Source organism: Brucella pseudogrignonensis (assembly GCF_032190615.1).
GTDB lineage: Bacteria > Pseudomonadota > Alphaproteobacteria > Rhizobiales > Rhizobiaceae > Brucella > Brucella pseudogrignonensis_B.
Genome location: NZ_JAVLAT010000001.1, coordinates 714741 through 740020 on the forward strand (window position 1 = coordinate 714741; position 25280 = coordinate 740020).

Consider the following 25280-nt stretch of genomic DNA (forward strand, 5'->3'; position numbering starts at 1 on the left):
CGCTTAAGATACTTTGAGGTCAAACTGCGGATCACCACGCAGCGTATTGCTGACGGTGCAGATTTCCTCAGCCATTTCCGCAAGATGATGCTTTTCATCTTCGGTGAGATCACCGTCGAAATGGAATGTTATATCGAATCGTTCGATGCGTGACGGGCCTTCATGGGCCTTATCGCCTTTTACTTCCACCCGAACATCGTTAAGCTTTTCACGTAAATCGAGCTTGGTCGCAGCAATGCGCGCGCTTAGCGCCATACAGGCAGCAACCGATGCATAAATCAGATCGAGCGGATTAAAACCCGGCTGGCTGACACTGGTGACAATCTCTACCGTACCGCCTGTCGGCGTGGTGATCGTCGGCAGTTTGCCATGCGGCATTTCCGCGACCGCTCCGGTTTCGCGGGTTCTGACTTTCAGTTCGCTCATGGCTGAACTCTCCTGTATTCAACACCGCGCGCAAGCCAGCAGCCGACGCTCAAACCTGTAATTTCACCTTTGTCGTCGCGTCGGAAAACAAGCTTCCACTCGCCGGGCGATGGTGCATCCATCGAACGCTGAACAGGCAGCAGCCAGACATCAGACCCGACACTATAAAGCGGGTACATGTCGCTCTTGCCAAGGAAACCTTCAAACGCGCCATAAATCGCGCCACCTTCGGAAACGAGCAACAGATCGGCATCGAGTTCATCACTATGATAGCGGCCAATAATGTCGTGTTTGGCTTCGCCTTTGACACGCTTCATGCTCAAGCGCAGATTTTCAGAGGCCCGCACAAGTTCGATTGTCTCGCCATCGCGACGGATCGTTGTCACGGCTGAACGTGCTTCATTTGCACTTACCACATCCATCATTTCCGGACTGGTGCCAAAACGTGCTTTCATGCGACCGTGGCCAGCATCTTCAAGGCTCAGTACAAGCCCGGTTTCATCATCCAGCCATGAGCCGAACCATGCTGAATCAGCCTCCACCCGCGACACTTCAGATGACGATACACCCAGAGCAATATTCATCAGTTTGAAGGCAACCTCTGAAGCACCGCCTTCAAAATTGAACATGGCAATTGTGGAGAGGCGTTCATCCGCGCAATGCCAGCGCTGGCAGCGCCAGCCGCGCAATGCACCACCATGACCAGTCAGACGCTTACCGCCTGTTTCGTGAAGATTGAGACCAAAACCATAAGACGCGGCGACACCGTCTTTGAAAGTTTGCGGCCCGCTCAACCGACGATAAAGCCCGCCCTCATCGTCACGCGTTGCATCGATGAACTGCTCCCAAGCAATCATGTCATTGAGTGATGCGCAGATGCCTGCATCACCCATCCATTGAATGCGATTGGTTGCAGGCAGAAAGCCCCGAACCGTATCGCCTTCATAACCCGTACATTCGTCAAACAGCGCCGTGTCGGGAATAAGCTCTGCACGCTTCATGCCAGCGGGCGCAAATATCCGCTCAGACAGAAGATCGACCAGCGTGCGCCCGGTATGGGCTTCGATGAGGTCGGCCAAAATGCGGAAATTGCCGTTGCAATAAGAGTAATGCGAGCCCGGTTCAAAATGCGTAGTCTTGAGACGGCGCAGCAGACTTTGAGCCTGTGCAGGCAGAAACACCCCTTCCGGATCAGCACCGCACAGAACGCTCAACGCCCAATAATCGCGCAGGCCAGACTGGTTGTTGCAAAGATCGCGAACGGCGGGACGCTCATCTTCAAACTTGTCGAGATAGGCTTCAAGCGCATCATCAAGCAACTCCGGTTCTCCAACCGCGTCAAGCAGCACAGCACAGGTAAACTGCTTGCTGACCGAACAGATCGGCATCCGCGTATCGAGCGTCATGGGCGTTCGTGTGCGAAGATCCGCAAAACCCCAGGCGTGTTGCAACACAACCTCGCCGTCCTTCACGACGGCAACAACGCCGCCCGGACCTTTGTAATTTTGTGGAATATGACGCACAAAGGCTTCAAGGGCAGACGTATCAAACTTGGACATGATCGACTCAGGACTCACATAATTCAATGTTTGGTAAGAGCCATCATTTCAAACGATCAATCAAGGCCATCGCAGCGTGTGGATTGTGCGCCTTATGGCCGCTGATGACATAAAGATAAACATCACGAGCGACATTATCAGGGAGCGGCGGGGTGACGGTTTTGAGACTGTCCGGCACATCATGGCCCGACGCTATCGCTTTCGCCCGCTCTGCCCAATGGTTAAGCTCGCCCTCACTGTAACCGAGCTTCTTGTCTTCCTGTGTGCCCATGATACGCAGATAAGCAAACGGAGCCGTCATGTCGGCAATTTCAACGAATTTGCTGTCGCCCGCAATCACCACCGCAACGCCATATTCCCGCAACAACGCGATGAAATCCGGTGAGTTGAAACTATCGTGACGCACTTCAACAGCATGACGCAGATCGCGCCCATCGACACGTTTTGGCAAAAGCTTGAGAAAAGCTTCAAAGTCGACTGGATCGAATTTTTTCGTGCCCATGAACTGCCAGTTGATAACGCCGAGCTTGTTTTTCAGCTCAAGAAGACCGCCGGTCACGAATTTCTCGATACTCTCGCCTGCTTCAGCCAAAACACGTTTGTTGGTCGAAAAGCGCGGTGCTTTGAGCGAAAAAACGAAGTCATCCGGCGTTTCGTCATGCCATTTGGCAAAAGTCGCAGGCTTTTGCGCGCCATAATAGGTGCTGTTGATTTCGATGGAGGTGAGCTTGCTCGAAGCATATTCGAGCTGGCGTTTTTTGGAGAGCTTTTCCGGATAGAAACTCTCGTCCCACTCCTCAAAAGCCCAGCCGCCAATACCCACACGGATTTTGCCTGAATTTGTCTCACGCATTTTATCCATACCTCCACGACATGAACTCATGAGAGTTACTCATGATATTTAGGCTGTTTTCACGGCCCCCGCTATGTTGTTATCTCTAATGCGTTTGTGAGGAGGAAACAAATGTCGGAAACAAAAGATCCGATCGTTATCGCCAGTGCGGTACGAACACCGATCGGAAGTTTTCAAGGCGCGCTCAAGGGGGAGAGTGCAACAGCACTGGGCGCTGTCACAATCAAGGAAGCGGTCCACAGGGCCAAGCTTAGCCCTGATCAAATCGACGAAGTGCTTATGGGCTGTGTATTGCCTGCAGGGCTGGGACAGGCACCCGGACGTCAGGCCGCAATTCATGCTGGCCTTTCTCAACATACACCCTGCTCGACCATCAACAAGGTGTGCGGATCGGGCATGAAAACCGTCATGCTGGGCACCGATCTCATTTGCGCAGGCAGTGCGGACATTGTGGTTGCAGGCGGCATGGAAAGCATGACCAATGCGCCCTATTTGCTCGAAAAAGCGCGTGGCGGCTATCGCATGGGCCACGGCAAAATCTACGACCACATGTTTCTTGATGGCCTTGAAGACGCCTATGACAAAGGCCGCGCCATGGGAACATTCGCGGAAGAAACCGCCGATCACTATCAGTTAACGCGTCAGCAACAGGACGAATTTGCCCTCCGCTCACTTTCGCGTTCACTCAAAGCCACTGAAGCTGGTTCTTTCGCAAACGAACTGGTTTCCGTTGCAGAGCTTGACCGCGACGAGCAGCCAACCCGCGCGAAACCTGAAAAAATACCAAATCTCAAGCCAGCCTTCCGCGAAGGCGGCACAATCACTGCTGCCAATTCCTCATCAATTTCAGATGGTGCGGCATCGCTTACCCTGATGCGCCTGTCCAAAGCTGAAAAGCTTGGCATAGAACCGCTTGCCATTATTCGCGGTCACGCAAGCCATGCACAACAGCCTGCCCTTTTCACTACGGCCCCGATTTTTGCAATGCGGAAACTCTTCGACAAAACCGGCTGGAATGTCCGCGACATTGATTTGTTTGAAATCAATGAAGCTTTCGCCGTTGTTGTTATGGCTGCAATGCAGGAACTCGACCTCCCCGCCGACAAGGTGAATATCCATGGCGGTGCCTGTGCTATGGGCCATCCGATTGGCTGCTCTGGCGCACGCATCATCGTCACGCTGCTTCATGCCATGAAGCAGAACGACCTTAAGCGTGGAATGGCTTCTGTCTGCATCGGTGGCGGCGAGGCAACGGCCATTGCACTGGAAGCGCTTTAAGCGGGGGAACAAATGGATATTGAAGGAAAAATCGCCATCGTCAGTGGTGGTGCATCAGGTCTTGGTGCTGCAACTGCACAGGCTCTGGCCGCCAAGGGCGCGAAAGTTGCAATCCTCGACTTCAACATTGAGGGTGCAAATACGGTAGCAGCCGCGATTGGCGGCATCGCCATTCAATGCAACGTATCGGACGCAGCGAGTGCAGAAGCTGCCTTCAAGGCAATCGGCGAAAAGCTCGGATCACCGCATATTCTGGCCAATTGCGCGGGCGTGGCACCAGCAAAGAAAATGCTGGCACGCGATGGCAGCGTCATGCCGCTTGATGATTTCCGTCGCGCTGTTGAAATCAACCTGATTGGCTCATTCAATCTGCTGCGACTTTTTGCCGATATCACATCCAAAAGCGAAGCCCTGCCAACGGGCGAGCGCGGCGTTGTCATCAACACGGCGTCGGTTGCGGCCTTTGACGGCCAGATCGGCCAGACGGCCTATGCAGCGTCTAAAGGCGGTGTCGTTGGCCTGACCCTGCCTGCTGCGCGTGAATTAGCGCCGCTTGGCATTCGCGTGTGTGCCATTGCGCCCGGTATTTTTGAAACCCCCATGCTCAAAGGCCTGCCGCAACCGGCACAGGATGCGCTGGGCCAGATGGTTCCTTTCCCCCCGCGTCTGGGTCGGCCAGACGAGTATGCGGCACTCGCGCTGCATATTATCGAAAACAGCATGCTCAACGGCGAAACCATTCGGCTCGATGGTGCGCTGCGTATGCCTCCGAAATAGAGCGCATACGCGCCAAAGTCTTTGAGACATTTTGAGAGTAGGGAAATGCACAAATCCACAACCAACTCCAACACACGCAATGGCGGTCAGATACTGGTGGATGCACTTGGCATTCATGGCGTCGACCGCGTTTTCTGCGTGCCCGGCGAAAGCTACCTTGCAGCGTTGGATGCTTTTCATGACGTAAGCGACAAGATTGACTTGATTGTCTGCCGTCAGGAAGGCGGTGCTGCTTACATGGCGGAAGCCTATGGCAAGCTCACCGGCAAGCCCGGCATCTGCTTTGTCACGCGCGGCCCCGGTGCAACCAATGCCTCCGTCGGCGTTCATACCGCCTTTCAGGATTCCACACCGATGCTTCTGTTCATCGGGCAGGTCGCAAGCGATCAGGTGGAACGTGAGGCATTTCAGGAAGTTGATTATCGCCGCATGTTCGGCCAGATGGCCAAATGGGTGGTGCAGATCGATGATCCCGCCCGCATCCCGGAACTGGTCAGTCAGGCTTTCCATCGTGCGGTCAACGGACGCCCCGGTCCTGTGGTCATCGCCCTTCCCGAAGATATGCTGACATCACATGCGACCGTCAGCGATGCACCGGCTTACAAGCATGTCGAGATGCATCCGGGAAGCGATCAGTTACAGGACATGAAAGCGCTTCTCGAAAAAGCAGAGCGACCACTGATGATCGTCGGTGGCGGCGGCTGGAATTCGCAAGCGGTTCGCGACCTGCAAACATTTGCAGAGAACATGTCGCTGCCTGTCGCAGCATCCTTCCGCTGTCAGGATATGTTCGACAATCAGCACCCGCTGTATGCTGGTGAAATGGGAACATCGATCAGCCCGAAACTTGCGGCCCGGGTTAAAGACTCGGACCTTTTGCTGGTCGTGGGCGCGCGCCTTGGTGAAATGACCACGCAGGGCTATGAGCTTATCAATATCCCTGTTCCAAAGCAGAAGCTCATCCATGTCCATCCGGGCGCGGAAGAACTGGGCCGCGTCTATCATGCGGATATCCCGATCAATGCCAGTATGGCCGCCTTCCCCAAAGCAGCTTCCAAGCTTGAGCCTATCGCCAGTCCTCGGTGGAAAGCATGGGCTGAAAGCGCCAATGCCGACTATCGCGACAATCTTAAAACGCCGACAATTCCCGGTGCCGTTCAGATGGGCGAGATCATGGAATGGCTGCGCGCACATTTGGCCGAAGACGCCATCATCACCAATGGCGCTGGCAATTATTCGGCGTGGCCGCACCGCTTCTATCAGTATCGCACCTATCGCAGCCAGCTGGCGCCCACCAACGGCTCCATGGGCTATGGCGTTCCGGCGGCAGTGGCAGCAAAACTCACCGCGCCAGAACGTACGGTCGTCTGCTTTGCTGGCGACGGCTGCTTCCTGATGAACGGTCAGGAACTCGCAACGGCTGCGCAATATGGTGCCAATGCGATTTTCATCGTCGTCAATAACGGCATGTATGGCACGATCCGTATGCATCAGGAACGTACTTATCCGGGTCGCGTTTCCGGCACTGGCCTTGCCAATCCTGACTTTGCAGCACTCGCGCGCGCCTATGGCCTGCATGGGGAAACGGTGGAAAAAACTGCCGATTTTGCGGAAGCCTTCAAGCGGTGCGAGCAATCTGGCAAGCCGGGTCTGATTGAAATCCGCATCGATCCGGAAGCGCTTTCGCCCAAGATGACGCTGAGCCAAATGCGCGAACAAGGACTGGCGAAGCAGCGCTGACAGTGTTCAATTATCGAATCTTCAGGCCGGGTTTTCGTCTCGACGAAGGCCGGGCCTAACTTCCCGGGCGTCAATTCAATCCATTTAAATGCGGAGAATACCTCTAAAATTTACAGGTATCGCCGCGATGTCACTTATGAACAGGCTGCAATGTAGGAAATACAACTTTCGTTTGGATTAATACAATTTAGAGTAGACATTTTTACTCAAGTCGCACATAAACCGCCCGGGTTGCAATGGGAGGGGACTTTGCGAACACTTAATTTATTTATTATTGGTTTTGGCTTCAGCGCATTAATTATCACCTGTATTTACGCAATGAACGGCGGATTGATCTGAACATTAGAGCGCATCCCGAAAAGTGTGAAACGTTTTTGGGATAAGATGCGCGTTAAAACAAATCGTTAGAGCGCCGATCTGATTCAATCAGATCGAAACGCGCTCTAAAGCAGGCTCTCGCCTATAAAATTTGCCGACGCTTCGCGCACCGCACCAAGCATAAAATCACTAATGACACGTATACGTGGTGCGGCCATCACATCGACGTGGCAATTCATCCAGTATTCGCGTTCCAGATGCAGTTCTTTAGGCAGCACAGGCATAAGATCTGGATACTGACACGCAATAAAATAAGGCAGCACACAAAGACCGTAGCCTGTCAGCGTTGCGGTAAGCTGAGCGTGAATGCTTGAGCTTTGATAATTACAACGCTGTCCGGGCAAAATCTCACGCATATAATCAAGGCCGGGCGTAAAGACCATGTCATCTATATAACCAATGAACGGATGCCGTGTCAGATCTTCACGCGCTCTGATTGGCGGGTGACAGTTCAGATAATCCCGATGCCCGTAGATAAAGAGCCTGTAAGGCGTGATCCGCTCGCTGTGATAAGGCCCGGTGCGCGGCATATGAAGCGTAATGGACAGTTCCGCCTCACGCCTTGACAACGACATAATCTGCTGGATCGTCACAACTTCTACAGACAAACTGGGATAGGATTGCGCTAACACTGGCAAGCGATCCGCCAGAAAGAAATTGCCGAAGCCTTCAAGCGTAGACAATCGCACAACCCCCGATAGAGCTGAGAAACTGCCCGTCGCTTCTGTCTGGAACTTCAGCGCCTCGCGCTCCATCACTTCCGCTGGCTCTACAAACCGCTCTCCCATTGGCGTCAACAGATAACCGCGCGGATTACGTTCAAAAAGCTTGGTCGCGAGCGACTGCTCCAGACGGTCGATCCGGCGCAAAACCGTGACATGGCTGGTGCGCAATTGCCGGGCGGCTGCTGAAAGCTGGCCTGTGCGCGCAACAGCCAGAAAATATTGCAGATCATCCCATGCAAACTGGCGCACCACGTCCTCCCTTTCATCATCTGTACAATTTCGAACAGATGATGTTCAAAAATTGTTATTCTTGTACGCATTTGTCAATGCTACCGTTCCGACAAATAGCCCGACGGGAGGAACAGTTCGGGCTGAAGCAGAAGAGTGTATGACCATGAGGAGGTTTGCATTCTGATCTGAAAAGACTGCTTCACAGGAGGATTCCGTCTGATTTTTTGCGACGGATATGGAGTTTTTGGGAGGAGCACTGAATGAAACTTTTTGCACTGGCGACGGCTGCACTTTTTGCCGCAACCGCGATTTCATCCGCAGCAGAAATATCAGACGGCAAAGTTAAAATCGGCATTCTGAACGACCAGTCGGGCGTTTATGCTGACTTCGGCGGCAAGTGGTCTTATGAAGCTGCAAAAATGGCTGCCGAAGATTTTGGCGGTACGGTGCTGGATGCGCCAATTGAAATCATCACAGCCGATCATCAGAACAAGCCAGACGTCGCCGCCAACATCGCGCGCCAGTGGTATGACACCGAACAGGTCGATGCAATCATGGAGCTGACCAGCTCCTCAGTCGGCCTCGCCGTTCAGGCACTTTCCAAAGACAAAAAGAAAATCACCATCAATACGGGTGCCGCGACATCGGAACTCACAGGCAAGCAATGCTCGCCTTATGGCTTCCACTGGGCCTATGACACCCATGCGCTTGCCGTTGGAACCGGCGGCTCTCTCGTCGAACAGGGTGGCGATACATGGTATTTCCTGACGGCCGATTATGCCTTCGGTTATTCGTTGGAAGACCAAACATCAAAATTCGTCACGTCAAAAGGCGGTAAAGTTCTTGGCTCCGTGCGCCATCCTTTGAGCACGACAGACTATTCATCATTCCTCTTGCAGGCACAGGCTTCCGGTGCCAAGGTGGTTGGCCTCGCCAATGCTGGACTTGATACATCCAATGCGATCAAACAAGCAGCCGAATTTGGCATCGTTGCCGGCGGCCAGCGCCTTGCAGCTCTGCTGTTCACCATTGCCGAAGTGCATGGCTTGGGCCTTGATGCGGCACAGGGCCTGACGCTCACCGAGGGCTTCTATTGGGATCGCGACGATGAATCGCGCGAGTTCAGCAAGCGCTTCTTCGACCGCACTGGCCGTATGCCGAATATGATTCAGGCAGGCACTTATTCCGCCGTGCTGCAATATCTCAAAGCCATCAAGGAAGCAGGCACCGACGAGACGGAAGCCGTTGCCAAGAAGCTTCATGAAATGCCGGTCAATGATGTTTTCGCCCGCAATGGCAAGGTCGGGCCAAATGGCCGTATGATCTATGACATGTATCTCATGGAAGTGAAAAAGCCCGACGAAAGCAAGGCACCGTGGGACTACTATAACGTACTGGCGACCATCCCCGGCGATCAGGCTTACATGAAACCTGAAGAAAGCGGCTGCTCATTGGTCACACAATAAGAGGCTGGTGGGATGAACACAGCAACCCAAAATACTACGGCTCTGCGAGAAGCAGAGCCGTTGGAGATCGTTCTTTCGGCACGTGGGCTGGGCAAGTCCTTTGGCGGCTTTCATGCGGTGAAGAATGTCGATCTGGATGTAGAGCACGCCCGCGTTCATGCTCTGATCGGGCCAAATGGTGCAGGCAAAACGACCGTTTTCAACCTGCTCACAAAATTCCTCCAGCCGACGAGCGGCGAGATTACGCTACTTGGCGAAAACATCACCAAGACCAACCCTGCCAAGGTAGCGCGGATGGGTCTGGTCCGCTCGTTCCAGATTTCAGCGACATTCCCGCATCTGACGGTGTTGGAAAACGTAAAGGTCGCGCTTCAACGCCCAAGCGGTCTGGCAACACAATTCTGGCGTTCGTTATCCATGCTTGATCGGCTTGATGCAAAAGCGATTGATCTGCTGGAGCGTGTGGGTTTGGCCGATGCGCGTCATGCGCTGGCGGCCGATCTTTCCTATGGCCGCAAGCGCGCGCTTGAAATCGCCACCACACTGGCGCTCGATCCCAAAGTGCTGCTGCTCGATGAGCCAATGGCAGGCATGGGCCACGAAGACGTGCACATCATTGCCGCTCTCATCTCCGATGTAGCGAAAGATCGTGCGGTGCTGATGGTCGAACACAATCTCAAAGTGGTGGCCGACATCGCCCATCACGTCACGGTGCTGCAACGCGGCGAAATCCTTGCTTCGGGTAGTTATGCCACCGTCGCGCAAGACGAGCGCGTCCGCACCGCTTACATGGGAACCGAACATGAATAGAGGCCACCCCTTGCTTTCCGTGCGCGGGCTTAATGCCTGGTATGGCGAAAGCCATGCGCTGCACGGCGTCGATCTCGATATCTGGCCCGGTGAAACCATCACGCTTTTAGGCCGCAACGGCGTCGGCAAAACCACAACGCTGCGCGCCATCATGGGCATTATCCGCAAGCGCACCGGCACGATCACGCTTGATGGGAAAGACATTCTGCGTGTGCCGCTGCATCGCATTGCCCGCACTGGCCTTGGCTTTGTGCCGGAAGAACGCGGAATCTTTGCCACGCTCAACGTGCATGAAAACCTGTTGCTGCCACCCGTTGTCGGCAAGGGCAGCGGAGCCATGTCACTCGACGAGATTTACGAGCTCTTCCCCAATCTCTATGATCGCCGCAACAGCCCCGGCACCAAGCTTTCGGGTGGTGAACAGCAGATGCTGGCGATTGCCCGTATCCTGCGCACCGGCGTGAAGGTAATGCTGCTGGATGAGCCGACGGAAGGGCTTGCGCCCGTCATCATCCAGCGCATCGGCGATGTGCTGGTCGAGCTCAAGAAGCGCGGCATGACTGTGCTTCTGGTTGAGCAGAACTTCCGCTTTGCCGCCAAGGTCGCAGACCGCTTTTATCTGATGGATCATGGTGTGGTGACGGAAAACTTCCCAACCACTGAACTGCCTTCCCGCATGGCAGAACTTACACAAGCCTTGGGGGTCTGAACCAATGACAATGATCTTCGGTATCCCTGTGCAAGCGCTTCTCGGGCAGTTGCTTGTCGGCCTCATCAACGGGTCTTTCTATGCCATGCTGAGCCTGGGCCTTGCCATCATCTTCGGGCTTTTGCGCATCATCAATTTTGCCCATGGCGCGCAATATATGCTCGGCGCATTTGTTGGCTACCTGCTGTTAAGCGGCCTTGGCATCGGCTATTGGCCAGCGCTTATTCTCGCTCCACTGATCGTGGGTCTGGGCGGCGCTATTATCGAACGTGTTGCGCTTTCAAGGCTCTATAATCTTGATCCGCTTTATGGCCTGCTGTTCACTTTTGGCTTAGCGCTCGTGATCGAAGGCACCTTCCGCTACTATTATGGTGCTGCCGGTCAGCCTTATGCTGTCCCTCCATCACTTGCAGGCGGCAATAATCTCGGCTTCATGTTCCTGCCAAACTATCGCGCATGGGTGGTGGTGGCGTCACTCGTCATCTGTATCGGAACATGGCTGCTGATTGAGAAAACCAAGCTCGGCGCTTATCTGCGTGCCGCAACTGAAAACCCGACACTGGTCAAAGCCTTTGGCATCAATGTGCCACTGCTGCTTACCTTCACCTATGCGTTGGGTGCAGCTCTCGCTGGCTTTGCCGGAATTCTGGCAGCACCCATCTATCAGGTCAGCCCGCTGATGGGGTCAAACATCATTATCGTGGTTTTTGCCGTGGTGGTGGTTGGCGGCATGGGTTCGATCCTTGGCGCCATCATCACCGGCTATGTGCTGGGGCTGGCTGAAGGTCTGACCAAGGTCTTCTATCCCGAAGCCTCCAGCATCGTCATCTTTGTTATCATGGCAATCGTCCTTCTGGTGCGACCCGCCGGATTGTTCGGGAAGGAGGCCTGATATGACTGACACTGTTCTCAAAGCAACGACGGCACATCATCAGGCAAAAGCGCCAGCCCTCAACAGCCTCTCGGCCATCATTCTGGCGATTGCCGTGGCTGGATTGATCGTAGCACCCTTCATGGTCTATCCGATCTTCCTGATGAAGATGCTGTGCTTTGCGCTCTTTGCCTCCGCGTTCAACCTCTTGCTCGGGTTTACCGGCATTCTGTCTTTTGGCCATGCAGCCTTCTTTGGCGGCGCTGCCTATGTGACGGCTCATGCGGTCAAAGTATGGGGTGTCACACCGGAAATTGGCATCCTGCTTGGCATGCTCGCCGCAGCAGTGCTTGGCCTTATCATCGGCTATCTCGCTATTCGTCGTCAGGGCATCTATTCGACGATGATCACGCTGGCACTGGCGCAGATGTTCTTCTTCTTCTGTCTGCAAGCGAGCTTCACCCATGGCGAAGATGGTCTTCAGGGCGTGCCACGCGGCTATCTGTTTGGCTTCATCGACCTCAACCAGCCGATGAACATGTATTATCTGGTGCTGGCACTCTTCGTAATCGGCGTCTTTGCGATCTGGCGCATCATCAATTCGCCTTTCGGCATGATCCTTAAATCCGTGCGCGAAAATGAAAGCCGCGCCGTGTCGCTGGGCTATTCCGTCAATCACTACAAGCTTGCAGCCTTTGTCATGTCAGCCGCACTTGCAGGACTTGCAGGCGGCATGAAGGCGCTGGTCTTCCAGTTTGCCACCCTCACCGATGTGGGCTGGCAGATGTCGGGCGAAGTGATCCTGATGACGCTGCTGGGCGGCATCGGAACGCTGATCGGCCCAATCGTCGGTGCAGCCTTCGTGGTTGCTCTTCAGAACTATCTTGCAACCTCCGACTTCCCCGTGACAATTGTCACAGGCGTCATCTTCATGGCCTGCGTTCTGCTCTTCCGTAAAGGCATCGTCGGCGAGTTCTATGCATCGCGGCTTGGAAAGAAACTATTCGGGTAACCGATATTTTCGGAGCCGCATGATCACAAGATAGCGGCTCCACCTTTTTACTGGATATGAATCATGACCGACACCTACGATTACATCGTGGTTGGCGCGGGCACGGCAGGGTGCGCGCTTGCGAACCGGCTTTCCGCAGATAAAAACCGTTCCGTGCTGCTGCTTGAAGCAGGCGGCAAAGACAATTACGCGTGGATTCATATCCCCGTCGGCTATCTTTATTGCATCGGCAATCCGCGCACCGACTGGTGTTTTACCACCGAAGCGGAAGCAGGCCTCAATGGACGCTCGCTCGGCTATCCGCGCGGCAAGGTACTCGGTGGCTGCTCCTCCATCAATGGCATGATCTATATGCGCGGTCAGGCCCGCGATTATGATCTGTGGCGACAGGCGGGTTGCGATGGATGGGGCTGGGACGATGTGCTGCCCTTCTTCAAAAAATCGGAAGACTATTTTGAAGGCGCAAGCGAGCTGCATGGTGCGGGTGGCGAATGGCGTGTCGAAAGTGCCCGTCTGCACTGGGATATTCTGGATGCTTTTCGTGATGCAGCCATTGCTGCCGGAATTCCAGCAACCGACGATTTCAATCGCGGTGACAATGAAGGCGTGTCCTATTTCAAGGTCAACCAGAAGCGCGGTATTCGCTGGAACACGGCCAAAGCCTTTCTGCGCCCGGCCCTTGATCGCCCGAACCTGCGCGTTGAAACCGGCGCCCATGTTCGTCGCATCGAGATCGAAGAACTGCGGGCAACCGGCGTCACTTTCGATCAGAATGGGACAACCCGAACCGTCAAAGCAAAACGCGAGATTATTCTAGCAGCAGGTGCCGTCGGCTCGCCACAGATATTGGAGCTTTCAGGGATCGGTCGCGGTGATGTGCTGCAAAAGGCAGGCATTCCGGTAAAGCTCGAACGCAGACAGTTGGGCGAAAACCTGCAGGATCATTTGCAACTGCGCTGCGCTTATAAAGTGAACGGCATTCCAACGCTCAATGAAAAGGCGAGCAAGCTCTTCGGTAAAGCCATGATCGGCCTTGAATATTTCCTACGTCGCTCCGGCCCCATGTCGATGGCACCCAGCCAGCTCGGTGTTTTCACCCGCTCGGACCCATCCTATGAAACAGCCAATCTGCAATATCACGTGCAGCCCTTGAGCCTTGAGAAATTCGGCGAAGCCGTCCACCCCTTCCCGGCCTTTACTGCATCCGTCTGTAATCTACGCCCCGACAGCCGTGGTTCGATCCACATCAAGTCGCCTGATCACCGGACCCAACCCGCTATCAGACCGAACTATCTCGCCACCGAAAGCGACCGTCGTGTTGCAGCCGATGCTATCCGCCTCACCCGCCATATCGTGGCGCAGGCACCTTTGCAGAAATATCGCCCGGAAGAATTCAAGCCCGGACCAAGCTATCAAACACAAGAACAATTGGAAAAAGCAGCAGGCGATATCGGCACCACTATTTTCCATCCGGTCGGTACGTGTCGCATGGGAGCGGATGAAGATGCCATCGTCGATCCGCGTCTGCGCGTAAACGGCATTCAGGGACTGCGCGTGGCCGATGCCTCGATCATGCCGGGGATCACCTCCGGCAACACCAATTCACCCACTTTGATGATTGCCGAAAAGGCCGCTCAGATGATTATTTCTGACAGTTTTTAGAACCTGATTCCTGAGAGGACGCCAAACAGAAAAGACAATCCGCTCACGCGACTGTGAACGCAATTTCACAATCGCTGAATCGCGTGAAGGTGAAATTATTTTTCTTGTTTCTTGACAAATAAACGGGAATTATCGCCCCTAAGGTGGGCAGGGGGAGAAAGATCATCTCATTTGATCGCTTTCCGGGACCGGCTCTCCAAAAAACTTTAGACAAGGAAAATAAGAATGTCGTCAGTCCTTTCCCGCTACTCGCTGACCCGCCGCGCGGGTCTGAAAGCCGCCCTTTTCACGGTTGCAGCCCTCACCATTGGCTTTGCGAGCGCCCCAAGCCATGCAGAAGACAAGACCATCAAGGTCGGCATCATGGGCGGCGAAGATGAAGACGTCTGGAAAGTCGTTGCCGAAGAAGGCAAGAAGCACGGCCTCATCATCGAGCGCGTCACCTTCAACGATTACAACCAGCCCAATGAAGCGCTGGAACGCAAGGAAATCGACGCGAACGCTTTCCAGCATAAGCCTTACCTTGACGAACAGATCAAGCAGCACGACTATAAGATCAGCGTTGCAGGTTACACTGCGGTCTGGCCAATCGGCATCTATTCGCGCAAGATCAAGAGTCTTGACGAACTGAAGGAAGGCGCAGTTGTCGGTGTACCAAACGACCCTTCGAATGAAGGTCGTGCGCTCCGCGTTCTCGAAGCAAGCGGCCTCATCAAGCTGAAGCCAGAAGCAGGTATCCTTGCAACACCAATCGATATCATTGAGAACCCGAAGAACATCGAAATCAAGGAACTTGATGCCGGTGTTGTGGGTCGCTCGATTGATGATCTCGATGTCGCCATCGTGAACAATGACTGGGCTGGCAAGGCTGGCCTCAACAAAGAAGAAGCAATCGGCTGGGAATCCAAGGAAAACAACCCATACAACAACTTCATCGCGGTCCGCACCGAAGATGCAAATGCTGATTGGGTAAAGAACCTTGTTGCTTCCTTCCAGAACGACGCAGTGAAGGCTGAGCTCGACCGCGTTTACAAAGGCACAGGCATTCCAGCCTGGAACTAATTGTTATAAGTGACTGAAAGACCGCGCCGGAAAAGCATTTCCGGCGCGGCTTTTATTGACGTAAGCGAAAAAATTGCCCAAAAGCATCCGCGCGCTCCTCAAAAGCCGCCTATGCCCTTTGGCGTCATTTTCCTTGAAGCCTATCAAACTATTCATTCGCAGCCGCCTTGCTGCGGGATAAAAAATAGAAGAAACGACCGTGACCATTGAACAGCCACCTGCCGCATTAGCGCCCATCGTCGCCATGAAAGACGTGCGTCGAATGTTCGGTGAAACACCGGCAATCAATGGCGTCTCTCTTTCCGTCGCACGCGGCGAAATCCTCGGCATTATCGGTCGCAGTGGCGCGGGTAAATCCACACTGATCCGCTGCGTTAACGGCCTCGAAAAACCCGACAGCGGCTCAATCCTGATTGAAGGTCGCGAAATCACCGGCCTTGGTGAAGACGCGCTGCGCCCTGTACGCCGCCGCATCGGCATGGTGTTTCAGCACTTCAATCTCATGTCGGCCAAGACCGTCGCGCAGAACGTGGCCCTGCCGCTAAAGATTGCGGGTATGCCAAAAGCTCAGCGCATCAAGCGCGTGGCCGAACTGCTGGATCTCGTCGGTCTTTCCGATAAAGCAAAGCAATATCCAGCACAGCTTTCTGGTGGCCAGAAGCAGCGCGTCGGCATTGCGCGCGCACTTGCTGCCGAACCCGCTGTTCTGCTGTCTGACGAAGCCACCTCGGCGCTCGATCCTGAGACGACCCAGTCAATTCTGGCGCTGCTCAAAGATATCAACACCAAGCTTGGCCTGACCATCCTGCTCATCACCCATGAGATGGACGTCATCCGCCGCATCGCCGATCGGGTGATTGTGCTGGATCACGGCGTCATTGCTGAAGAAGGTCCGGTGTGGAAAGTCTTTGCCAATCCACGCTCGCCCATCACACAAAGCATGTTGCAGGTGCTTGAGCCGGAACTGCCTGTCGTGTGGCGCGAACGTCTTGAGAAGACCGGCGATCTCGCCATTCTTAAGGTCAAGCTCTCGGGTGCCGCTGCCAAAGGCGCATTCTTCAGCGAAGCAACACTTGCGACCGGTATTGCGCTTCAGCTGATCCATGGCGGCATGGATACCATTCAGGGCGAGCCGGTTGGAACCATGTTCATTGGCCTGCCCGCGCAGGACCAAGCAAAACTAGACGCCGCAATCGCGTATCTCAACACCCACGCAGACGCCACGGAGGTTCTCGGCTATGTCTCAGGCAATGCTTAATCTTCTCTGGCGCTCCTTCTGGGAGACCATCATCATGACCGGCTTCTCGAGCTTGATTTCGCTCGTCGTCGGTCTGCCGCTGGCACTCATCATGATTCTGACGGAACGGGGTGGCCTTGCACAAAATCTGACAATCAATGCAATTCTCGGTGCCATCATCAATGGTTTCCGGTCTGTGCCTTTCATCATTTTGTTGGTGGCACTCATTCCGGTAACGCGCTTTGTTGTCGGCACATCAATCGGCACATGGGCATCCATCGTGCCATTGTCGATTGCCGCTATTCCCTATTATGCGCGTATCGCGGAAGTGTCACTGCGCGAAGTGGATAATGGCCTCGTCGAAGCTGCCCGTTCGATGGGCGCAAACCGCTGGACAATTGTGCGTGAAGTGCTGGTGCCGGAAGCCCTTCCCGGTATTATTGCGGGCTTTACGGTGACAATCATCACGCTCATTGGCGCGTCTGCCATGGCTGGTGCCATTGGTGCGGGCGGCTTGGGCGATCTGGCAATTCGTTACGGCTATCAGCGCTTCGAAACACAGATCATGGTTGCTGTGGTGATTATTCTGATCATCATGGTCTGCGGGATTCAGTTGATCGGCGATTATCTCGTCAATCGTCTCGACAAGCGCAACCTGCGATCACGCAGCTAGAATTTGCTCAACGAGAGGGTGTTTATCCCACCCTCTTTCGAAAACCCGCTTCCAGCGTATTGCCATCGGGGTCGAAAACGAGAGCCGCATAATAGCCCATCTCTTCGGGCCCCTGATAAGCCGGTGGTCCGCTCTCCTTGCCACCGCTCTGTATAGCAGCGCGGAAGAACGCCTCTACATCGTCACGACTGCCCGCATTGAACATCAGATGAAGATAGTTGCCCGGCTTGCCATCAGGCTGGTCTGCGCCAGCTTTCTGCGCTTTGTGGATCCAAAGAAAAGGCACGGGTGCCCTCTCCCCGCCACTGACAAAAAAACCCCTATCCGAATGTGGAATAACAGCCAGCCCAAGTTTAGGCATGCAGCTTTCATAGAAAGATAAGCTGCGGCGAAGGTCTTTGCTTTGAAAGCCGATGTGATCGAAGAGCGACATAGCCATGATTATATGTCGGCTTTTCATAAAGAAAAGCGGCGCTCCCTATTTTGGGGAGCGCCACCATCATTATTCTCGAAAAAGACAAGATTAGCCGCGTGTGCGCGCAAGTCCGGATTTTGCAGGCTGATAGTTTGGATCCAGCTGCGTCGCGCGCAAATAGGAATTTGCTGCCTTTGCCTTATCACCACGCTGTTCATAAACAACCGCCTGATTAGCCCAGCTTTCAGCAACATTGCCATCAAGGGTGATCGCCGTATTGAAATCGTCAAACGCATTGTCGAGATCGCCGAGCGCCAAATAAGAAATACCACGGCCATTGTATGGTTCAGGTGCAGTCGAATTCAGTGAAATCGCTTTCGAGAAATCCTCGATCGCCTGCTTATGCTGGCCCTTGGACTGATAGATCAGACCACGATTATGGTAAGCGCGGCCGTCCGTCGTCTGCAAGGCAATCGCCTGGTTGAAATCACTCAATGCCTGATCAAGACGTCCAGCCTGACGATACACATTGCCGCGACCAACATAGGCCGCATCATATTGCGGATTGATCTGGATCGCGCGGCTATAGTCCTGCGCGGCCTTACCGTTGTCATTCATGTAACGATAGATCAAGGCGCGGTTGGCATAGGCCTGATAGAAATTCGGATTAAGGGCTATCGCCTGATCAAAATCGCGCAGCGCTTCCTTATAACGTCGTGCCTTGCCGTAGGCAGAGCCGCGAACATTATAAGCTTCGGGATCGCGCGGATTGCTCTGAATAACGCTGGTGAGCGAGCCAATGTTCTCGGTAGACCCCTGAGCACGATCAACCGTGCTCAACGCGGTTTGTGTCGAGGAGCTTTGGCAGCCGACAAGACCAAGAGCCAAAACAGCTGTTGCAGCCATCAGGCAGTTACGGGCAACAAATTTGCCGGACGAGTGCATCACCTTAAAGCGCATTGGCAACGGCAGCATTCCTTTCTGCATGAACGAAGCGCGGGAGCGTACCCAAGCTTGCATCTACTTTGTCCCCGGCTGTTTTCAACAACCATAATGTTTGCAGTGTATAGCACAGATGAAAACCGCAGGAAAAACGCCGATCAACTCAACTGGCCAGAAAAGCTATGCTTCTCTTTCATATCAAGCTCAACGCCACAATAAAGGTCAGTATATGGCGGCGTGCTGACACTTCAAATCGCTATGTCTTATCTCGTGAAGCACTTTCAGAGCGCATCAACAAACGTTCAGACATGCAAAAACCGGCGCAAGCCATAAGCTGCACCGGCAAGCAAAAGGCGCCACACAGGCAGCGCCAATTTCAGGTCACTTAGCGAGCTGCGGTACGACCGCCGCCGATAAGACCTTCACGCTGTGCGCGCTTACGAGCCAGCTTACGCGAACGACGAACGGCTTCTGCCTTTTCGCGGGCGCGCTTTTCAGATGGCTTTTCATAATGGCCACGCATCTTCATTTCGCGGAAGATACCTTCGCGCTGCATCTTTTTCTTAAGAGCGCGGAGAGCCTGATCAACATTGTTATCGCGGACGAGTACCTGCACGTGTAATCCCGTATCGGTTAGAATTTCGATTGAGCCTGAGGCATTAAGGGCGTCTCTTAACGATGTTCAGCTGATAGAGTCAACTGTCTATACGCCCAAAGGCTCCCAAGCTTCGCAACATAAACGCTGCAAATTGGGGCTGGCATTACCAGATAGCCTGGCTTTTGTCCACCTCAAGATAAGACTTTGCCCGGTAATGGGCATAAATAATGGCTTCACGACAAATTATAGTGACGAAATCACACCATATCGGCTAGAGAGCCTCCACTTTCCGCACAATTCAGCCTCATTGCTCAATCATAGCAAAAAACGGTTCAAACACCGCTCTATCCCCAATCATTGATTCCTTCTGTCGAGATTTATGTCTTTTCGCAAACGACTCGTTATTCAGTTCACAGGCTATGAAGGCCTGCATCCCAAAGCCGTCCGCGTGCGCCACGCGCTTGCGCTGAAGGATTTCGACCGTTTGTGGCATGCGAAGACCAAATTGCCGCCGATGAAAGACGAGCCGGATGATTGCGGAACATTCACCGCAACGACTCAGGGCAATGGCTGGCAAACCGAAACAGAGTTCTGCCAGTTTGGCACAGCCGACATCTTTGACGATTACGCAGCACGTTCCACCCTAAGCGCATGCTAACGGGCTTCCGCGCCTTCATGAACATTTTCTTCACAGGCACCCTGCTCCGCTATCTCACGACAAGCTGGCGCTTTGTGATGTTCTTCCTGTGGCCATTTCTGTTGTCGATTGTGATTATCGCAATCGCAGCGCTCATTGCCTATGCGCCGATATTTGCGGGTTTCCCCGTCTGGAATCTCATCTGGTCGCTGCCATTTGCTGCGGTCCTTGCGACATTGCTTGTGCGCTGGCCGGGCGACCGATTCTTTATGTCTTATCTGCTGGATGACTGGTCTGCAGCCTATGACCGTATTTATGGTCGCAATGATAAGCTCAATGCGCGACGCAAAGCTTTCGCAGAAGCTTTGAAGAAGAAAATCGAAAAAAGCGACGCCGATGAAGTCGTTATCGTCGGCCACAGCCTCGGCACCGTTCCCGCCGTTGAAGCGCTTGCAGACCTTCAGCGCGAACGCCCGGACCTACTCAAAAAGCAGCCCGTATCGATGCTTGCCATTGGCTCCTGCCTGCTGATGATTGCACTGCATCCGAAAGCAAAAACATTGCGCGAAGATGTACGCGTTGTGATGGAAGACAGTCCGGTTCTCTGGTCGGAATTTCAGGTTCTTACCGATATTATCCATTTTTATGGCTCGGATCCGGCAAAGGCTCTTAAGATCAAGACGCAACACTCGCCACTTATCCACCGCATCCGCTTCAAGAATGTGCATAGCGAGAACCGCTACAAGCGCTCGAAGGGCAATTTCTTCCTGATGCACCTGCTTTACATGCGCGGTGCCGAGAAAAAGAACTTTTATGACTTTGGCATGTTCCTACACGGCCCATTTTTCTTCCGTGACTTGATGACGACGCATCAAGACAAAGCCGCCCCTCTTGATGAAGAAGGACGGCTCTTAATTTCATAATGAGCGAAACTGTTATCCGCGAACGGGCTCAACCACAGCAATGGTGAGCCATGTTGCGGTCAGCGCTGGCTTGACCATATTTTCGACTTCCAGCGTCACTTCGTAATGGTTCACGACGCGGCCCGATGGACGAATATCGGCATCGGCGAGCTTAAAACGGGCACGAACACGCGCACCGGTCTTCACCGGCGACATGAACCGCACTTTGTCAAAGCCGTAATTGATGCCCATTGTTGCACCTTCAAGCATTGGAAGTGCTTCAAATGCCAGCGTCGAAAGCAGCGACAGGGTCAAAAAGCCGTGCGCAATCGTGCCGCCAAAAGGCGTTTCCTTGGCTGCACGCTCTGGATCGACGTGAATGAACTGATGATCATCCGTTGCATCCGCAAACTGATTGATCATTTCCTGCGTGACTTCGCGCCACTCGGAACATCCGATTTCCGTACCGATCGCCTCGCGCAACTGGTCGAGCGTAATTGCGTCTTTCATTCCATGAAACTTTCTGCTGAACTGATACTCAGTTGTTATCTATTAAGAACGCAACAGCAAGGCCGTTAATCAGGCAGTAACCAGTATTTCACGGGCAATGTTGTCCCAATGGTCAAAAACCTTATGCGCACCCTTGGATGATAAACGTTCAGCATGGCCTTCATAGGTATGTCCGCCGCCCGTATAGCCAAAAGCCGTCATACCAGCCGCAATTGCACCTTCAACGCCAAAAGGCGAATCTTCGATCACCACACAGCGCGCCGGATCGACACCCATTTTATCGGCAGCAAACAGAAACAAGTCTGGCGCAGGCTTCCCGCGCTTGACCATGCTGGATGAATAAACGGCATCACCAAAATATTGGCTGATCCCGGTCTTCTCGAGACTGAAGGCAATACGCTCTGGCTGCGATGAAGACGCCACACAACGCTTGTTAGGCAGCACTTTCAGGAAGTCTGCAATACCAACCGCTGGCTGCAAATGCTCTGCAAACAAAACCTTCGTTTCAGGCCAGAACTGGGTCAACGCCTCAGCCGGCAGACGATGACCAGTCAGATCGGCTATCATCGCCAAGATGTCGGCCTGTTTCATGCCGATACCTTTGGCAACGGTTCCTTCCGGCAACACCATGCCGTGATTGGCATATACCTGCTCAAAGGCGCGACAGGAAAGCGGTTCGCTATCGACGAGAACACCATCGCAATCAAAGATGACGAGGTCGAAGGGGGATGCGTTGCTCATAAGAACTCCGGTAGAATGCGTATTTTGTCGCGCCGATTTGAGATGCGCATGTTTCGTTGTTGATATAGAGACTGTTCGTCCATTGCGCATCATAACAATTGAAGCGTGACAAAAATTATCGCGGAGACCCTTATGACAACGAATGTGGCACTGGTTGGACTGGCGCGGGACTTACAAGCGCGCGCTGAGACAGGCAAACCAATCCGCATCGGTCTTATTGGCGCTGGCGAAATGGGAACAGATATTGTCACGCAAGTGGCGCGTATGCCCGGCATTGAAGTCGGCGCGCTGTCTGCACGCCGTCTGCCAAACACATTCAAGGCTGTCCGCACCGCCTATGGCGATGAAGAAAATGCGCGTGAGGCCAATACTGAAAGCGCTATGACCAGCGCAATCGAAAGCGGCAAAATCGCAGTCACCGGCGATAATGATCTGATCCTCTCCAATCCGCTGATCGACGTGGTTATTGATGCAACAGGCATTCCGGAAGTCGGTGCAGAAACCGGCATCAAAGCAATTGAGCACGGCAAGCATCTTGTCATGATGAATATCGAAGCCGATGTCACCATCGGGCCTTACCTTAAGGCACAGGCCGACAAGCAGGGCGTCATTTATTCGCTGGGCGCAGGTGACGAGCCTTCATCCTGCATGGAACTGATCGAATTTGTCTCAGCCCTTGGCTATGAAGTGGTCTCTGCTGGCAAGGGCAAGAACAACCCTCTCAATTTTGATGCCATCCCTGACGACTATCAGGAAGAGGCCGACCGCCGAAACATGAATGTCCGCCTGCTGGTGGAATTCATTGACGGCTCAAAAACCATGGTCGAAATGGCCGCGATTGCCAATGCGACTGGCCTTGTCCCGGACATTGCTGGCATGCATGGCCCGCGTGCGAGCGTCGATCAGTTGAGCCAAACCCTTATCCCACAAGCCGATGGCGGCGTTCTCAGCAAGAGCGGCGTTGTGGACTATTCCATTGGTAAAGGCGTTTCGCCCGGCGTGTTCGTTGTGGCCAAGATGGACCACCCTCGCCTGAATGAGCGCCTTGAAGATCTGAAGATCGGTAAAGGCCCCTATTTCACCTTCCACCGTCCATACCACCTCACATCGCTTGAAGTGCCGCTGACAGTCGCACGCGCGGTTCTATATGGAAAATCCGATATGGTGCCGCTGCCAAAGCCGGTTGCAGAAGTCTGCGCAGTCGCAAAGAAAGACATGCAGCCCGGCGAAAAGCTCGATGCCATTGGACAATATTGCTACCGTTCATGGATCATGACGACACCGGAAGCACGCAACGCCAAAGCCATTCCTTGCGGCTTGCTGCAAAACGGCACCGTCACTGCACCAATCAAAAAGGGTGCACTCATCACCTATGCCAATGCAGCACCGCAGCCCGGCTCCAAGATTGCCGAGTTGCGCGCATTGCAGGACAAGATGATATACGGCTGATCTAACTTGTTCGATTACAATAAAAGGGCGGCTCGAAACCGCCCTTTTTTTTCACCCATGCACTCCGACCTTATGAGATTCGGGAAAATGGCGCGCCGAAAATGGTGGGGTTCGAGAACCGGAGCGGAATGTACTGAACGTACATAATCACCGGAAGCGCAGGACCGCTCCATTTGCAGGCCGCCAGAACCCGAATATCAAGGCCTAGTGGTCCAAAGCCTTGACGATGCTCTCCACCATCTTCTTGGCATCAGCGAAGAGCATCATGGTGTTGTCGTGGAAGAACAGCTCGTTTTCCACGCCAGCATAGCCTGATCCCATGCCGCGCTTGATGAACAGCACCGTACCGGCCTTGTCGACATCAAGGATCGGCATACCGAAAATCGGCGATTGCGGATCAGTTTTCGCTGCCGGATTGGTCACATCATTTGCACCAATCACGAAGGCAACATCAGCCGTCGCAAATTCCGAATTGATGTCTTCAAGCTCGAACACTTCATCATAAGGCACGTTGGCTTCAGCCAGCAGCACGTTCATGTGGCCCGGCATACGACCGGCAACGGGGTGGATTGCATATTTCACTTCCACGCCTTCAGCCTTCAGCTTGTCGGCCATTTCACGCAACGCATGCTGTGCCTGTGCCACTGCCATACCGTAACCCGGCACGATGATGACCTTAGATGCATTCTTCATGATGAAGGCCGCATCGTCAGCCGAACCCTGTTTGACCGGACGCTGTTCGACTTCGCCGCTGCCGCCAGCTGCCACATCACCGCCGAAACCACCCAGAATAACCGAGATGAACGAGCGGTTCATGCCTTTACACATGATGTAGGACAGGATCGCACCGGATGAACCGACCAGCGCACCGGTAATAATCAGCGCCAGATTGCCGAGCGTGAAACCAATGCCTGCCGCAGCCCAGCCCGAATAGGAGTTGAGCATGGAAACGACGACCGGCATATCCGCGCCGCCAATCGGGATGATGATCAGCACGCCAAACACCAGTGCCAAAATGACGATCAGCCAAAACACGAAATGGCTTTCGGTATTGGTCAGAACGGCAATCAGGATCACGATTGCAGCAGCAAGGGCCGCATTGATGACATGACGCCCCGGCAGCATGATCGGCTTGCCCGACATACGGCCATCAAGCTTCAGGAACGCAATGATCGAACCGGTGAAGGTGATTGCACCAATCGCAACACCCAGCGACATTTCGATCAGCGCCTGACCGTGGATCTGTCCCACCTCGCCAATGCCAAAGGAATGCGGTGAGTAAAGGGCTGCGGCAGCAACGAGCACGGCTGCAAGACCAATCAGCGAGTGGAAGGCCGCCACAAGCTGCGGCATCGCGGTCATGGCAATGCGGCGTGCAATCACTGCACCAATACCGCCACCAATGGCGATACCGAGGATAATCAAAACCAGACCGCCAAAGCTTGGACGTGCCAGCAACAGCGTGGTGACGATGGAGATGCCCATACCGACCATTCCGTAGGTGTTACCCTGACGGCTGGTGGTTGGGTGCGAAAGGCCGCGCAGTGCCAGGATGAACAGAACACCGGAAACCAGATAGAGGAAGGCTGCGAGATTAACGCTCATGATGGCTCAGCC

Annotated in this window: 25 protein-coding genes; 15 read left to right on the forward strand and 10 right to left on the reverse strand. The window is 53.9% G+C overall.

Annotated elements, in window-relative coordinates; all coding sequences use genetic code 11:
• Positions 1-3: 3 nt before the first annotated feature.
• From RI570_RS03480 to RI570_RS03490, 3 genes are read right to left on the reverse strand one after another with little or no spacing between them, the layout of a single operon-like run.
• On the reverse strand, positions 4-426 hold the full coding sequence (locus RI570_RS03480; RefSeq protein ID WP_313826987.1) for an OsmC family protein: 423 nt from the start codon (positions 424-426) through the stop codon (positions 4-6).
• Positions 423-1985: a D-aminopeptidase gene (locus RI570_RS03485; protein ID WP_313826989.1), complete on the reverse strand. Its 1563-nt coding sequence runs from the start codon at positions 1983-1985 to the stop codon at positions 423-425. Before RI570_RS03485 ends, RI570_RS03480 begins: the two co-directional genes overlap by 4 nt.
• A 43-nt stretch (positions 1986-2028) precedes the next feature.
• Complete coding sequence (locus RI570_RS03490; RefSeq protein WP_313826991.1) at positions 2029-2838, reverse strand: DUF72 domain-containing protein; 810 nt, start codon at positions 2836-2838, stop codon at positions 2029-2031.
• 111 nt (positions 2839-2949) lie between these two features.
• On the opposite strand from RI570_RS03490, the gene RI570_RS03495 reads away from it, so the two are divergent.
• From RI570_RS03495 to RI570_RS03505, 3 genes are read left to right on the forward strand one after another with little or no spacing between them, the layout of a single operon-like run.
• Positions 2950-4116 carry an acetyl-CoA C-acyltransferase gene (locus RI570_RS03495; protein WP_313826993.1) on the forward strand — a complete coding sequence of 389 codons (1167 nt, stop codon included), beginning with the start codon at positions 2950-2952 and terminating at the stop codon, positions 4114-4116.
• A 12-nt stretch (positions 4117-4128) separates the two neighbouring features.
• Entirely contained in the window at positions 4129-4893 is a 765-nt protein-coding gene (locus tag RI570_RS03500; RefSeq protein WP_313826995.1) for an SDR family oxidoreductase, read from the forward strand.
• Between the two features lie 45 nt (positions 4894-4938).
• Positions 4939-6633 (forward strand): thiamine pyrophosphate-binding protein, encoded by a 1695-nt coding sequence (locus RI570_RS03505; RefSeq protein ID WP_313826997.1) that lies wholly within the window; start codon positions 4939-4941, stop codon positions 6631-6633.
• 443 nt (positions 6634-7076) lie between these two features.
• Here the strand turns inward: RI570_RS03505 and RI570_RS03510 are convergent, their stop codons facing one another.
• On the reverse strand, positions 7077-7985 hold the full coding sequence (locus RI570_RS03510) for a LysR family transcriptional regulator (protein WP_313826999.1): 909 nt from the start codon (positions 7983-7985) through the stop codon (positions 7077-7079).
• A 242-nt stretch (positions 7986-8227) separates the two neighbouring features.
• On the opposite strand from RI570_RS03510, the gene RI570_RS03515 reads away from it, so the two are divergent.
• The 9 genes from RI570_RS03515 to RI570_RS03555 all read left to right on the forward strand — a co-directional run bounded on the left by RI570_RS03515 (position 8228) and on the right by RI570_RS03555 (position 17469).
• Positions 8228-9433 carry an ABC transporter substrate-binding protein gene (locus tag RI570_RS03515; RefSeq protein ID WP_313827001.1) on the forward strand — a complete coding sequence of 402 codons (1206 nt, stop codon included), beginning with the start codon at positions 8228-8230 and terminating at the stop codon, positions 9431-9433.
• Between the two features lie 12 nt (positions 9434-9445).
• Positions 9446-10243, forward strand: a complete 798-nt coding sequence (locus RI570_RS03520) for an ABC transporter ATP-binding protein (RefSeq protein ID WP_313827003.1) — start codon at positions 9446-9448, stop codon at positions 10241-10243.
• A complete protein-coding gene (locus tag RI570_RS03525) occupies positions 10236-10952 on the forward strand; it encodes an ABC transporter ATP-binding protein (RefSeq protein WP_313827005.1) in 717 nt (238 codons plus the stop codon). Before RI570_RS03520 ends, RI570_RS03525 begins: the two co-directional genes overlap by 8 nt.
• Before the next feature lie 4 nt (positions 10953-10956).
• Positions 10957-11844 (forward strand): branched-chain amino acid ABC transporter permease, encoded by an 888-nt coding sequence (locus RI570_RS03530; protein ID WP_313827007.1) that lies wholly within the window; start codon positions 10957-10959, stop codon positions 11842-11844.
• Between the two features lies 1 nt (position 11845).
• A complete protein-coding gene (locus tag RI570_RS03535; RefSeq protein WP_313827008.1) occupies positions 11846-12835 on the forward strand; it encodes a branched-chain amino acid ABC transporter permease in 990 nt (329 codons plus the stop codon).
• Between the two features lie 63 nt (positions 12836-12898).
• Positions 12899-14497: a GMC family oxidoreductase gene (locus RI570_RS03540; protein ID WP_313827010.1), complete on the forward strand. Its 1599-nt coding sequence runs from the start codon at positions 12899-12901 to the stop codon at positions 14495-14497.
• 225 nt (positions 14498-14722) lie between these two features.
• Positions 14723-15559, forward strand: a complete 837-nt coding sequence (locus tag RI570_RS03545; protein WP_313827011.1) for a MetQ/NlpA family ABC transporter substrate-binding protein — start codon at positions 14723-14725, stop codon at positions 15557-15559.
• Between the two features lie 199 nt (positions 15560-15758).
• The gene (locus tag RI570_RS03550) at positions 15759-16817 is read left to right on the forward strand and encodes a methionine ABC transporter ATP-binding protein (RefSeq protein WP_313827012.1); all 1059 of its coding nucleotides are present in this window, start codon (positions 15759-15761) and stop codon (positions 16815-16817) included.
• Positions 16798-17469 (forward strand): methionine ABC transporter permease, encoded by a 672-nt coding sequence (locus RI570_RS03555; RefSeq protein ID WP_313827013.1) that lies wholly within the window; start codon positions 16798-16800, stop codon positions 17467-17469. Before RI570_RS03550 ends, RI570_RS03555 begins: the two co-directional genes overlap by 20 nt.
• A 22-nt stretch (positions 17470-17491) precedes the next feature.
• Here the strand turns inward: RI570_RS03555 and RI570_RS03560 are convergent, their stop codons facing one another.
• The 3 genes from RI570_RS03560 to rpsU all read right to left on the reverse strand — a co-directional run bounded on the left by RI570_RS03560 (position 17492) and on the right by rpsU (position 19442).
• Positions 17492-17902: a VOC family protein gene (locus tag RI570_RS03560; protein ID WP_313828536.1), complete on the reverse strand. Its 411-nt coding sequence runs from the start codon at positions 17900-17902 to the stop codon at positions 17492-17494.
• Between the two features lie 90 nt (positions 17903-17992).
• Complete coding sequence (locus RI570_RS03565; RefSeq protein ID WP_313828537.1) at positions 17993-18859, reverse strand: tetratricopeptide repeat protein; 867 nt, start codon at positions 18857-18859, stop codon at positions 17993-17995.
• A gap of 352 nt (positions 18860-19211) precedes the next feature.
• Positions 19212-19442 carry a 30S ribosomal protein S21 gene (gene rpsU / locus RI570_RS03570; RefSeq protein ID WP_187544203.1) on the reverse strand — a complete coding sequence of 77 codons (231 nt, stop codon included), beginning with the start codon at positions 19440-19442 and terminating at the stop codon, positions 19212-19214.
• Between the two features lie 361 nt (positions 19443-19803).
• Between rpsU and RI570_RS21625 the strand changes: the two genes are divergently transcribed.
• Both RI570_RS21625 and RI570_RS03575 read left to right on the forward strand, forming a co-directional pair.
• Positions 19804-20082, forward strand: a complete 279-nt coding sequence (locus RI570_RS21625) for a hypothetical protein (protein WP_409558612.1) — start codon at positions 19804-19806, stop codon at positions 20080-20082.
• Positions 20083-20099: 17 nt separating this feature from the next.
• Positions 20100-20984: a hypothetical protein gene (locus RI570_RS03575; RefSeq protein ID WP_409558613.1), complete on the forward strand. Its 885-nt coding sequence runs from the start codon at positions 20100-20102 to the stop codon at positions 20982-20984.
• A 12-nt stretch (positions 20985-20996) separates the two neighbouring features.
• Here RI570_RS03575 and RI570_RS03580 read toward each other — a convergent pair whose 3' ends face one another.
• Entirely contained in the window at positions 20997-21473 is a 477-nt protein-coding gene (locus tag RI570_RS03580) for a MaoC family dehydratase (protein WP_313827014.1), read from the reverse strand.
• 69 nt (positions 21474-21542) lie between these two features.
• On the reverse strand, positions 21543-22214 hold the full coding sequence (locus RI570_RS03585; RefSeq protein ID WP_313827015.1) for an HAD family phosphatase: 672 nt from the start codon (positions 22212-22214) through the stop codon (positions 21543-21545).
• Between the two features lie 132 nt (positions 22215-22346).
• On the opposite strand from RI570_RS03585, the gene RI570_RS03590 reads away from it, so the two are divergent.
• Positions 22347-23663, forward strand: coding sequence for a 1-deoxy-D-ribulose 5-phosphate reductoisomerase (locus tag RI570_RS03590; protein WP_313827016.1), 1317 nt, complete (start codon positions 22347-22349; stop codon positions 23661-23663).
• 204 nt (positions 23664-23867) lie between these two features.
• Here the strand turns inward: RI570_RS03590 and RI570_RS03595 are convergent, their stop codons facing one another.
• Positions 23868-25268, reverse strand: coding sequence for an NAD(P)(+) transhydrogenase (Re/Si-specific) subunit beta (locus tag RI570_RS03595; RefSeq protein WP_313827017.1), 1401 nt, complete (start codon positions 25266-25268; stop codon positions 23868-23870).
• Positions 25269-25280: the final 12 nt, after the last annotated feature.

What these genes read in the sequence shown, in the direction of transcription:
- RI570_RS03480 (WP_313826987.1), bottom strand. Translation starts at nt 426, where the DNA reads ATGAGCGAACTGAAAGTCAGAACCCGCGAAACCGGAGCGGTCGCGGAA.
- RI570_RS03485 (WP_313826989.1), bottom strand. Translation starts at nt 1,985, where the DNA reads ATGTCCAAGTTTGATACGTCTGCCCTTGAAGCCTTTGTGCGTCATATT.
- RI570_RS03490 (WP_313826991.1), bottom strand. Translation starts at nt 2,838, where the DNA reads ATGCGTGAGACAAATTCAGGCAAAATCCGTGTGGGTATTGGCGGCTGG.
- RI570_RS03495 (WP_313826993.1), top strand. Translation starts at nt 2,950, where the DNA reads ATGTCGGAAACAAAAGATCCGATCGTTATCGCCAGTGCGGTACGAACA.
- RI570_RS03500 (WP_313826995.1), top strand. Translation starts at nt 4,129, where the DNA reads ATGGATATTGAAGGAAAAATCGCCATCGTCAGTGGTGGTGCATCAGGT.
- RI570_RS03505 (WP_313826997.1), top strand. Translation starts at nt 4,939, where the DNA reads ATGCACAAATCCACAACCAACTCCAACACACGCAATGGCGGTCAGATA.
- RI570_RS03515 (WP_313827001.1), top strand. Translation starts at nt 8,228, where the DNA reads ATGAAACTTTTTGCACTGGCGACGGCTGCACTTTTTGCCGCAACCGCG.
- RI570_RS03520 (WP_313827003.1), top strand. Translation starts at nt 9,446, where the DNA reads ATGAACACAGCAACCCAAAATACTACGGCTCTGCGAGAAGCAGAGCCG.
- RI570_RS03525 (WP_313827005.1), top strand. Translation starts at nt 10,236, where the DNA reads ATGAATAGAGGCCACCCCTTGCTTTCCGTGCGCGGGCTTAATGCCTGG.
- RI570_RS03530 (WP_313827007.1), top strand. Translation starts at nt 10,957, where the DNA reads ATGACAATGATCTTCGGTATCCCTGTGCAAGCGCTTCTCGGGCAGTTG.
- RI570_RS03535 (WP_313827008.1), top strand. Translation starts at nt 11,846, where the DNA reads ATGACTGACACTGTTCTCAAAGCAACGACGGCACATCATCAGGCAAAA.
- RI570_RS03540 (WP_313827010.1), top strand. Translation starts at nt 12,899, where the DNA reads ATGACCGACACCTACGATTACATCGTGGTTGGCGCGGGCACGGCAGGG.
- RI570_RS03545 (WP_313827011.1), top strand. Translation starts at nt 14,723, where the DNA reads ATGTCGTCAGTCCTTTCCCGCTACTCGCTGACCCGCCGCGCGGGTCTG.
- RI570_RS03555 (WP_313827013.1), top strand. Translation starts at nt 16,798, where the DNA reads ATGTCTCAGGCAATGCTTAATCTTCTCTGGCGCTCCTTCTGGGAGACC.
- RI570_RS03560 (WP_313828536.1), bottom strand. Translation starts at nt 17,902, where the DNA reads ATGTCGCTCTTCGATCACATCGGCTTTCAAAGCAAAGACCTTCGCCGC.
- RI570_RS03565 (WP_313828537.1), bottom strand. Translation starts at nt 18,859, where the DNA reads ATGCTGCCGTTGCCAATGCGCTTTAAGGTGATGCACTCGTCCGGCAAA.
- RI570_RS21625 (WP_409558612.1), top strand. Translation starts at nt 19,804, where the DNA reads ATGTCTTTTCGCAAACGACTCGTTATTCAGTTCACAGGCTATGAAGGC.
- RI570_RS03575 (WP_409558613.1), top strand. Translation starts at nt 20,100, where the DNA reads ATGAACATTTTCTTCACAGGCACCCTGCTCCGCTATCTCACGACAAGC.
- RI570_RS03580 (WP_313827014.1), bottom strand. Translation starts at nt 21,473, where the DNA reads ATGAAAGACGCAATTACGCTCGACCAGTTGCGCGAGGCGATCGGTACG.
- RI570_RS03585 (WP_313827015.1), bottom strand. Translation starts at nt 22,214, where the DNA reads ATGAGCAACGCATCCCCCTTCGACCTCGTCATCTTTGATTGCGATGGT.
- RI570_RS03590 (WP_313827016.1), top strand. Translation starts at nt 22,347, where the DNA reads ATGACAACGAATGTGGCACTGGTTGGACTGGCGCGGGACTTACAAGCG.
- RI570_RS03595 (WP_313827017.1), bottom strand. Translation starts at nt 25,268, where the DNA reads ATGAGCGTTAATCTCGCAGCCTTCCTCTATCTGGTTTCCGGTGTTCTG.